Origin of the sequence: Pseudomonas sp. Colony2 (assembly GCF_019382755.1) — a bacterium.
Classification (GTDB): Bacteria; Pseudomonadota; Gammaproteobacteria; order Pseudomonadales; family Pseudomonadaceae; genus Aquipseudomonas.
The window spans coordinates 3,483,600-3,492,863 of sequence record NZ_CP080030.1 but is presented as its reverse complement, the minus strand read 5'-3'; the positions used below and the strand labels follow the sequence as shown (position 1 = coordinate 3,492,863).

Annotated in this window: 9 protein-coding genes; 3 read left to right on the top strand and 6 right to left on the bottom strand. The window is 62.1% G+C overall.

Features of this window, described 5'->3' with window-relative positions; all coding sequences use genetic code 11:
- Positions 1–36: 36 nt before the first annotated feature.
- From JV201_RS13965 to aldA, 4 genes are all read right to left on the bottom strand, one after another.
- Positions 37–1,647, bottom strand: a complete 1,611-nt coding sequence (locus tag JV201_RS13965) for a GMC family oxidoreductase (RefSeq protein ID WP_003212548.1) — start codon at positions 1,645–1,647, stop codon at positions 37–39.
- A gap of 27 nt (positions 1,648–1,674) precedes the next feature.
- Complete coding sequence (locus JV201_RS13960) at positions 1,675–2,892, bottom strand: mandelate racemase/muconate lactonizing enzyme family protein (protein ID WP_008432553.1); 1,218 nt, start codon at positions 2,890–2,892, stop codon at positions 1,675–1,677.
- A gap of 1 nt (position 2,893) precedes the next feature.
- Entirely contained in the window at positions 2,894–4,204 is a 1,311-nt protein-coding gene (locus tag JV201_RS13955) for a nitrate/nitrite transporter (RefSeq protein ID WP_008432552.1), read from the bottom strand.
- 76 nt (positions 4,205–4,280) lie between these two features.
- Positions 4,281–5,705 carry an aldehyde dehydrogenase gene (aldA, locus tag JV201_RS13950; protein ID WP_177008514.1) on the bottom strand — a complete coding sequence of 475 codons (1,425 nt, stop codon included), beginning with the start codon at positions 5,703–5,705 and terminating at the stop codon, positions 4,281–4,283.
- A 208-nt stretch (positions 5,706–5,913) separates the two neighbouring features.
- Between aldA and ccoN the strand changes: the two genes are divergently transcribed.
- Positions 5,914–7,341, top strand: coding sequence for a cytochrome-c oxidase, cbb3-type subunit I (gene ccoN, locus JV201_RS13945; RefSeq protein WP_008432550.1), 1,428 nt, complete (start codon positions 5,914–5,916; stop codon positions 7,339–7,341).
- Positions 7,341–7,562: a cbb3-type cytochrome c oxidase subunit 3 gene (locus tag JV201_RS13940; protein ID WP_219407089.1), complete on the top strand. Its 222-nt coding sequence runs from the start codon at positions 7,341–7,343 to the stop codon at positions 7,560–7,562. Before ccoN ends, JV201_RS13940 begins: the two co-directional genes overlap by 1 nt.
- A 110-nt stretch (positions 7,563–7,672) precedes the next feature.
- Here JV201_RS13940 and JV201_RS13935 read toward each other — a convergent pair whose 3' ends face one another.
- A complete protein-coding gene (locus JV201_RS13935) occupies positions 7,673–8,167 on the bottom strand; it encodes a hypothetical protein (protein WP_003212554.1) in 495 nt (164 codons plus the stop codon).
- A gap of 126 nt (positions 8,168–8,293) precedes the next feature.
- Between JV201_RS13935 and JV201_RS13930 the strand changes: the two genes are divergently transcribed.
- On the top strand, positions 8,294–8,989 hold the full coding sequence (locus tag JV201_RS13930) for an aspartate/glutamate racemase family protein (protein ID WP_008432548.1): 696 nt from the start codon (positions 8,294–8,296) through the stop codon (positions 8,987–8,989).
- On the opposite strand, the gene JV201_RS29730 is transcribed toward JV201_RS13930, so the two are convergent.
- Positions 8,986–9,264, bottom strand: a 279-nt coding sequence (locus JV201_RS29730) for a GNAT family N-acetyltransferase (RefSeq protein WP_257903321.1), incomplete at its 5' end; no start/stop codon positions are given. The two genes, JV201_RS13930 and JV201_RS29730, sit on opposite strands and share 4 nt — an antisense overlap.

Sequence of the window (9,264 nt, the reverse complement as noted above, 5' to 3'; positions counted from 1 at the left end):
GGATGCATTCCCACGCAGAGCGTGGGAACGATCAATTCAGGCATCCTGCAGGATCAGATCCGCACCCTTCTCCGCCACCATCAACACCGCCGCATGGGTATTGCCCGAGGTCACGTTGGGGAAAATCGACGCATCGACAATCCGCAGCCCTTGCATCCCGTGCACCTTCAGACGCTTGTCCACCACCGACACCAGCGGGTCCGAGCCCATGGCGCATGAGCCACACAGGTGATAGATCGAGCCGCTGTTCTCGCGGAAGTACTGCAGCATCTGCTCATCGGTTTGCACCGCCGGCCCCGGCAATACCTCGGCCACAGTAACGCCCTTGAGCGCCGGCGCCTGCATGATCTTGCGCATCAGCCGGCTGCCCTGGATCACCTCGTCGATGTCCTTTTGGGTGCTCAGGTAGTTGGGGTCGATCAAGGCCGCGTCCCGTGGGTTTTTCGAGGCGATGCGGATCGTCCCGCGGCTGGTAGGCCGGCACGGGTTGAAGCACAGCAGGAAGCCTGAATACGGCTCGGGCTTGAGGCTGGCCTTGTTGTTTTTCGGGATCTGGTACGACAGCGGGTTGAAGTACAGCTGCAGATTGGGGTGCGCCTGCCCTTCGTTGCCGCGAAAGAACCCGCCGGCCTGGTTGACGCTCATGGCCAGCGCGCCCTTGCGGGTCAGCAGGTATTTGAGGCCGAGTTTGAACTGGCCAAACAGCGAACTGAGCTGGTCGTTCAGGGTCGGGATATTGGCCTTGTAGTAATAACTGGCGCAGAGGTGGTCCTGCAGGTTCTGCCCCACTGCAGGCAGGTCCTTGACCAGCGGGATGTTGTGTTCGGCGAGCAATTGCTTGTCCGCCACACCCGACAGTTGCAGGATCTTCGGCGTATCCACCGCCCCGGCGCACAGGATCACCTCCTTGCGCGCGGTAAAGGTGCGAACCACGCCGTGCTGGGTCACGCTGATGCCGGTGGCGCGCTGCTGATCGTCGAACAGCACGCGGTCTACCAGCGCATGCAACTCCACGGTCAGGTTCGGCCTACCCAACGCCGGGTGCAGGTGCGCAAAGCTGCTGGAGCAGCGCTCACCGTTGCGGGTGTTGACGTCGTAGAGGCCCGCACCTTCGAAGTTCGGCCCGTTGAAGTCATCGCTCAGGCCATAGCCCAATTGCTCGCAGCCCTTGAGAAATACATCGCAGATGGCATGGGTCTGGCCCTTCATCGGGGTGATGCTGATGGGGCCGCTGCTGCCGTGGTATTCGGTGTCGCCCAGGGGGTGATTTTCCAGCTTGCGGAAGTACGGCAGCACGTCCTTGAAGCCCCAGCCGTCGTTGCCATTGGCCGCCCAGTCATCGAAATCATGGGCCTGGCCGCGCACGTAGATCATGGCGTTGATCGAGCCGGAACCGCCCTGCACCTTCCCCCGCGGGGCATAGATGGCACGGTCGGCCAGTTGTTTTTGCGGCTGGCTGTAGTACATCCAGTTGAAGGTCGGGTTGTAGTACATCTTGGCGAAACCGACCGGGATCTTGAACCACCAGGAGCTGTCCTTGCCGCCGGCTTCCAGCAGCAATACCGAATGCTCGCCCGAGGCGGAGAGTCGGTTGGCCAGGACGCAACCTGCGGCGCCGGCGCCGGCGATGATGTAGTCGTATGTCATTCACGGTTACCGCATAAGTCGTTTTTTTTAGCCCTTGGCGGGCGAAGTGTCTTTCACGTCAGCAGGCGTGGGCGCCATTTGCAGGTGCAGCCGCTCGCCGGTGTACGGCGTGTGCTTGCGCACCACGTCCATGTTCAGCTCCACCCCAAGGCCCGGCTCGGTGGACGGGATGATGTAGCCGTCCTCCCATTGCAGCGGCTTGGTCAGCACTTCGGCATGGAAACCGCCCCAGGTCATGATGCTTTCCTGGATCAGGAAATTCGGCGTGCACGTGGCCAACTGGAAACTCGCCGCTGCGCCGATCGGTCCGTTGTACAGGTGCGGGGCGATCTGCGCGTAGTAGGCCTCGGCCATGCTCGCGATTTTCTTGGCTTCCAGCAGGCCGCCGCAGCGGGCCACGTTCATTTGCAGGATCGATGCACCACCGGCCTGCAAGAGCTTGAAGAACTCGTACTTGGTGGTCAGGCGCTCGCCGGTGGCGATGGGAATGCTGGTCTTCGCCGCGACCTGGGCCATGGCCTCTTCCTGGCCTGGTGGCACCGGTTCTTCGAACCACAGCGGGTCGTATTTCTCCAGGCGCTTGGCCAGGCGAATCGCCGACGACGGCACCATCTGCCCGTGGGTGCCGAACAGCAGGTCGCACTTGTCGCCCACCGCCTCGCGAATCTTGCGGCAGAAGGTTTCGCAGCGTTCCAGCACTTCCAGGGAGATCTGGTGGCCGGAGTACGCGGTGTACGGGCCTGCCGGGTCGAACTTCACGGCGGTGAAGCCCTTGTTCATGTTCTCGATCGCGCATTCGGCGGCCAGGTCCGGGTCGTCGTAGTCGTACTCGCCCTTGCTGTTGACCGGGTACAGGTAGGTGTAGGAACGCAGGCGTTCGTTGACCTTGCCCCCCAGCAACTCATAGACCGGTTTGTTGGCGGCCTTGCCGATGATGTCCCAGCAGGCCATTTCCAAGCCGCTGACCACCCCCATCATGGTCAGATCGGGGCGCTGGGTGAAACCGCTGGAGTACGCCTGGCGGAAGAAGCGCTCGATGTGGTGCGGGTCGTGGTTGAGCAGGTAGCGCTCGAACACGTCCTCGATGATCGGCAGCATGGCCTTGGGGCCGAAGGTGGCGGCGTAGATCTCGCCCACGCCTTCGATGCCGCAGTCGGTTTTCAGTTTGACGAACAGCCAATACATGCCGCCGATGTGCGGTGGCGGTACGGCGACAATATGGGTTTCAAGGGCGACGATTTTCATCTCAGGCACCTGTCTGGTTGAATTTTTTACGATTGATCCGGGCGCGCAAGGTCAGGGCCGCGAGGGTCCCGAGCACGCCGATGAAGGCGATGTAGCCGAAGTACAGGTTGTAGCCGACCTGCCCCGGGTATGTGTCGGTGAGGTAGCCATTGATCAGCGGGATAAAGGTGTCCGGCAGGTAACCCACCACCGAGACGATGCCGATGGCCAGGCCGGTGATGCGCAGCGGGATGTCGCAGCTGTCGAGGATCGCCCAGTACAGGCCGCGAATCGCGTAGGTCATCAGGCCGATAAAGATCACCGTGCCGATCAGCAAGCCGAGGCTGCCAATGGCCGGGAACACGATCAGGCCGACCATCGCCAGGGTCACCAGCATCAGCGCGACGATCAGCACCGAGATGTTCGAAAACTTGTCCCCCAGCCAGCCGCCGCCGATCCCGCCGATGGGTCGCATCCACAACTTGATGGTGGTGATGGTGCCGGCCATCACGGCGGTCATGCCGCTGCCTTGCAGGTAATCGGAGAAGCTGTAGGTGGCCCAGAACATGTGGTAACCGCAGAACACGATGGCGGTCACCAGCCACAGCTCGGGGATTTTCACCAGGGTGGTGAGGTCGGCGATCAGGTTGAACTTGCCCTTCTCCACCGCCGCAGTTTCGGCCATGGACTTGGGGTCCTTGAGCAGCACCAGCACACAACCAATGGCGATACACACGAACGAATACAGGTACACCACGTGCTTGAAGCCTTCGGCCGCAGTTTGGCTGCGGGTCTCGGTGGCGTAGGCGAACAGCCCCAGGGCCACGGTCGCCAGCAAGGCTTCCACCAGGCCACGGCCGCCGTCGAGGATGCCGAAGAAACGGCCCTGCTCACTGTGATGGGCGATCATCTTCACCCGCTTGAGCACCGAAGCCCAGAAGGTCAGGCCGGTGGTCAGGCCCCAGCAGCCGAAGATGATCATCAGGCCGGTCATCGACGGCACAGTGGAGTACCAGATACCCAGGGCCCCGGTGGCCACCAACGAAAAGAAGATAAGGAAGCGTGGCGGCAGGCGATCGGCCAACCAGCCGCTCGGCAGGTAGCTGAGCAGGAAGATCGTACCGAGCATCGAGTACAGATAACCCAGCTGGCTGTGGTTGATCTGGAACACCTCGAGCATGGTGGTCTGGTAGACCTGGCGCAGGTAGAGGATCGGGTAGATCGCCCCGGCAGCCAATACCAGCAACATCAATTGGAAGTAGCGACTGGCTTTGTCGCTTTTAGCCGCGGACACGGCATCGAAACCCTGGGCAACGGGTGCAGGCTTGGACATCTTGTAGACCTCGGGCACCCACTGTGCAGGTGCCCCGATAATTGTTTTTATTGAGGTGAAGCCGGTGGTCGGTGAATCAGTACTTCATGACCACCAAACGGGTCTGGGTGAATTCAAGCATCCCGTGCTTGCCGTCATCGCCGCCCAGCCCTGAGCGTTTCCAGCCGGCGTGGAAACCCTGGTAAGGGTCGGCCGGGGTGCGATTGACGTACAACTCGCCGGCCTCGATGGCGTTGGCGACTTTCATGGCCGTGCGGTAGTTCTCGGTATAGAGCACCGACGACAGGCCGAACTGGTGATCGTTGGCCATAGCCAGCGCTTCGTCGATATCGCGGTACTTGAGCACCGGCAGCACCGGGCCGAAGATTTCTTCCTGGATGATTTCCATGTCCTGGCGGCAGGCGCTGAGCAGCGTCGGCGGGTAGAAATGGCCCGGGCCGTCGGGGAGTACGCCGCCTGTTTCCAGTACAGCACCGTCGGCGATGGCGCGCTCGACCATGGCGTGAATATTCTGCCGGGAGCTGGCGTTGACCAGTGGGCCCATCAGGCCCGCATCCGTGGCACGGTCACCGAATTTGACGGCGCCGATCTTGGCCTTGAGCAGGGCCAGGAATCGGTCATAGACGCTTTCCTGCACATACACCCGCTCGACCGCCGTGCACAGTTGGCCGCAGTGGGTGGTCTTGGAAGCGATGATGTCGCTGGCGGCCTTTTCCAGGTCGGCGTCGGCCTCGATGATCGCCGGGGTCTTGCCGCCCAGCTCCAGGGACGGCTTGGCGATGTTGGCCTTGCAGTAGTCGAGCACGATGCGCCCGGCGTTGACGCTGCCGGTCAGGGTGATCAGGCCCACGGCCTTGTGGGTGCACAGGGCGGCGGCGGTGGCGTGGTCCATGGTCAGGATGTTGATCACGCCGGCCGGCATGCCCGACTGCTCGACGGCACGGGCGATTTCAAAGGCGGACAACGGCGTGTTGTTGCTCGGGCGCACCACCACGGTGTTGCCGGCAATCAGCGCCGGGGCGATTTTGCGCAGCAGGGTATAGACCGGGTAGTTGAACGGAATCAGGCAAGCCACGACGCCAATGGGCTCGCGTTGCAGGAACAGGTTTTCGTCCGGGGTGTCGCTGGGGATGATTTCGCCTTCGATGCGGCGTGCCCATTCGGCGTGGTAGCGGGTGATCTGGGCGGCGTAGCGCGCTTCGTTGCTGGCGTCGTCGAGGCTTTTGCCGGATTCGCTGGCCAGCGCCCGGCCTATGCTTTCAGCGCAGGTTTCGAGGGCGGCGGCGAAAGCCCGCAGGTGTTCGGCGCGCTGGATGCTGGTGAGCTTGCCCCAGGTTTTCTGTGCGCTGGCGGCGGCATCGACGGCCGCAATGGCTTCATCAGGGGTGGCGGCGGACACCCGGCCTACCTGGGCCTCGGTCGCGGGGTTGTAGACCGCGATTTGGGCGGTGCTGGCAGGTTCGGCGAAGTGGCCGTTGTAAAAGTTGCGCTCGATTTGCATATGGTTTTTTGCCCAATCGTTGTTGTTTTGCGAGTGACTTGCAGTTTTGTCATTGGGCGGGGGTTGGACAAACGATTTATTGACGGGGGTAACGTGCGAAAAATGCAGGTTAGTGGCTGATCCGTATTAATGACCCGGGTCTGAGTCTGTATTGTTCTACCCATACTTCCTACAGTGCCGCCCACTTGGAACCGTGGGAGGACTAAGCATGCAACCACCATCAACCGCACAGGCCTACAACTACAAGGTCGTGCGTCAATTCGTCATTGCAACCATCGTCTGGGGCGTGGTCGGCATGGCCATGGGCGTGTGGATCGCCTCGCAACTGGTGTGGCCCGAGATGAACCTCGACCTGCCGTGGACCACCTTCGGCCGCCTGCGCCCGCTGCACACCAGCCTGGTGATTTTCGGCTTTGCCGGCAGCGCGCAATTCGCCGCCAGCTACTACGCAGTACAGCGCACCTGCCAGGTACGGCTGTACTCGGACAAGCTCGCTGCCTTTACCTTTTGGGGCTGGCAGTCGGTGATCGTGATCATGCTGGTCAGCCTGCCACTGGGTTACACCACCACCAAGGAATACGCCGAGATCGAGTTCAGCGGCGCGGTGTGGATGACCGTGGTGTGGGTGGCCTATGCGATCGTGTTTTTCACCACTGTGGTGCAGCGCAAGACCCAGCACATCTACGTCGGCAACTGGTTCTTCGGTGCGTTCATCGTGGTGATCGCCATGCTGCACGTGGTCAATCACCTGTCGATCCCGGTGGACTGGTTCAAGTCCTACCCGGTGTATTCCGGGGCCACCGACGCTATGGTGCAGTGGTGGTACGGGCACAACGCCGTGGGGTTCTTCCTGACCACCGGTTTCCTGGGGATGATGTACTACTTCGTGCCGAAGCAGGTCGGGCGGCCGGTGTATTCCTATCGCCTGTCCATCGTGCACTTCTGGGCGCTGATCACCCTGTACATCTGGGCCGGTCCGCACCACCTGCACTACACCGCGCTGCCGGACTGGGCGCAGTCGCTGGGGATGGCGATGTCGCTGATCCTGCTGGCGCCGAGCTGGGGCGGGATGATCAACGGCATGATGACGCTTTCCGGGGCCTGGCATAAATTGCGCACCGACCCGATCCTGCGCTTCCTGGTGCTGTCGCTGGCGTTCTACGGGATGTCGACCTTTGAAGGGCCGATGATGGCGATCAAGACCGTCAACGCCCTCTCCCATTACACCGACTGGACCATTGGCCACGTCCACGCCGGCGCCCTGGGCTGGGTGGCGATGATCACGTTTGGCTCGCTGTACCACATGATCCCGAAAATCTTCGGGCGCGCGCAGATGCACAGTGTGGGGCTGATCAATATGCACTTCTGGCTGGCGACCATTGGCACGGTGCTGTACATCGCGTCGATGTGGGTCAACGGCATCACCCAGGGCCTGATGTGGCGGGCGGTGAACGATGACGGCACCCTCACCTACTCGTTTGTGGAAGCGTTACAGGCCAGCCATCCGGGATTTGTGGTGCGATTCGTCGGCGGGGTGTTCTTCCTCAGCGGCATGTTGCTGATGGCGTACAACACCTGGCGCACGGTGCGAGTGGCGGATTTGAAGGTGGCGCAGCTTGACGCGCAGATCGCCTGATGTGGGAGATAGTGCTGAACCTGGCGGCGGTGATCGGCCTGTATGGCGCGGTGGAGTATTGCCTGCGGGGCCAGTCGAAGGAGAGCCTGGATGAGGCCAGCCTGACGCCGTTCGCCGATGACCCGGAAGTGGCACGGCGGGTGGAGCTGGCCACGGGCAAGCGGGTCAACGCGGTGGCGCCTGAGGAAACAAAGCAGGACTGGGGCAATATAGAGATCTAATTGTGGGAGCGGGCTTGCTCGCGAATGCGGTGGTTCAGTCAACATATACAGCGACTGACACACCGCTTTCGCGAGCAAGCCCGCTCCCACACAAGCACCACATTGAGCGACTAGCCGCGTTCGCGGGGAATCAGGCTCTGCAACTGCAACGCCAGGAAGTTGGCATCGAAGCCGAACGTATCCGGGTCTTTCAAACCGTTGGTTTTCTTCCACAGCCAGTCGTTTTTCCCCGGCAGCAATACCAGGGAAATGCTGCCGTAGCGGGCGGCGGTCAAGCCCATCACCGACAGCGAAATCAAACCGCCGGCGCCCATCACATCCGGCACGAACTCCACCGGTTTGCCGGCGATATGGATGGTCAGTTTCTCGGTCTTGAAGGTGGAGGTCTCCACCGGCACGCTGGGGCCGGAAGCCACGTACGCCTCGCGCTGCACTTCCAGCAAACCGACCGTCTTCACAGGCGCAAGCCACTGCTCGATCTGGCCGAACAACTCGCCGATCTTCTGCGCCCAATGGGCCGACTGCACTTCGAACTGCTGTTTCTTGTGGGCTTCGCTGTCGGCGTAATGACGCAGCATCTCGCCCAGTTGTTGTACATCGTCCATTGCCGTGTTCCTTGGGTGACCCATGTTGCGAGCCTTGATCATGGCAGATGCCGCACACCGGCGTATGACTAAAGCGCAGCGCGCGGGTAATGTGGTGCCCTCGCCCGTCCAATTCAGGAGCATCGCATGCGCACCATCGGCCTTATCGGCGGCATGAGCTGGGAGTCCAGCGCCGAGTATTACCGCATCATCAACCAGAACGTGCGCGACCAGCTCGGGCCTCTGCGCTCGGCACAACTGTTGATGTACAGCGTCGACTTCGGCCCGGTGGAGCAGGCCCAGCACGCCGGGCGCTGGGACGACGCGGCGCTGATCCTCGAAGACGCCGCCCGCCGCCTGCAAGCCGGTGGCGCCGAATGCATCGTGCTGTGTACCAACACCATGCACCTGGTAGCGCCGCAGATTGAAGCGGCGGTGTCGATACCGTTTCTGCATATTGCAGACGCTGCCGGCGCGGCGGCCGTGGAAGCTGGCACCCTGAGCGTTGGCCTGCTGGGTACCGCGTTTACCATGGAGCAGGAGTTTCTCAAGTCACGCCTGGCGGCACAGGGGCTGACCGTGCTGGTGCCGGACGCTGAAGAGCGCCAGGCCGTGCACCGGATCATTTACGAAGAGTTGTGCGTCGGGGTGATCAGCGACGCATCGCGCGAGGTGTACCAGCGGGTGATCGAGTCTTTGGCCGCCCGTGGCGCCCAGGCCATCATTCTCGGCTGTACGGAAATCAGCCTGTTGATCAAGCCGCAGCACAGCGACCTGCCCTTGCTGGACACCACCGAGCTGCATGCGCAGGCTGCGGTGGCGTTTGCGTTGCAGGACGACTAGGCCGGCTTGCGGATGCGCGCCATGGTCAGCGTGTCGACGAATGCGCCGTCACGCACGGCGTAGTCGCGCAGCAGGCCTTCGGTCTCGAAGCCGAACTTGTGGTACAGCCGGTGGGCGGCTTCGTTGTCTGCGTACACCGTGAGTTCCACCCGGTGCAGGTTCATCCAGTTATCCGCCACCTCCAGCGCCGCGCCCAGCAGCCGGGAGCCCACGCCCTTGCCCTGCCAGGCGGTGGCGACGCCCATGCCGAATGAACCGACGTGGCTGCGGCGCAC

Excerpts from the sequence above, each read along its gene's own strand:
- JV201_RS13965 (WP_003212548.1), bottom strand. The coding sequence starts at position 1,647 with ATGACATACGACTACATCATCGCCGGCGCCGGCGCCGCAGGTTGCGTC.
- JV201_RS13960 (WP_008432553.1), bottom strand. The coding sequence starts at position 2,892 with ATGAAAATCGTCGCCCTTGAAACCCATATTGTCGCCGTACCGCCACCG.
- JV201_RS13955 (WP_008432552.1), bottom strand. The coding sequence starts at position 4,204 with ATGTCCAAGCCTGCACCCGTTGCCCAGGGTTTCGATGCCGTGTCCGCG.
- aldA (WP_177008514.1), bottom strand. The coding sequence starts at position 5,705 with ATGCAAATCGAGCGCAACTTTTACAACGGCCACTTCGCCGAACCTGCC.
- ccoN (WP_008432550.1), top strand. The coding sequence starts at position 5,914 with ATGCAACCACCATCAACCGCACAGGCCTACAACTACAAGGTCGTGCGT.
- JV201_RS13940 (WP_219407089.1), top strand. The coding sequence starts at position 7,341 with ATGTGGGAGATAGTGCTGAACCTGGCGGCGGTGATCGGCCTGTATGGC.
- JV201_RS13935 (WP_003212554.1), bottom strand. The coding sequence starts at position 8,167 with ATGGACGATGTACAACAACTGGGCGAGATGCTGCGTCATTACGCCGAC.
- JV201_RS13930 (WP_008432548.1), top strand. The coding sequence starts at position 8,294 with ATGCGCACCATCGGCCTTATCGGCGGCATGAGCTGGGAGTCCAGCGCC.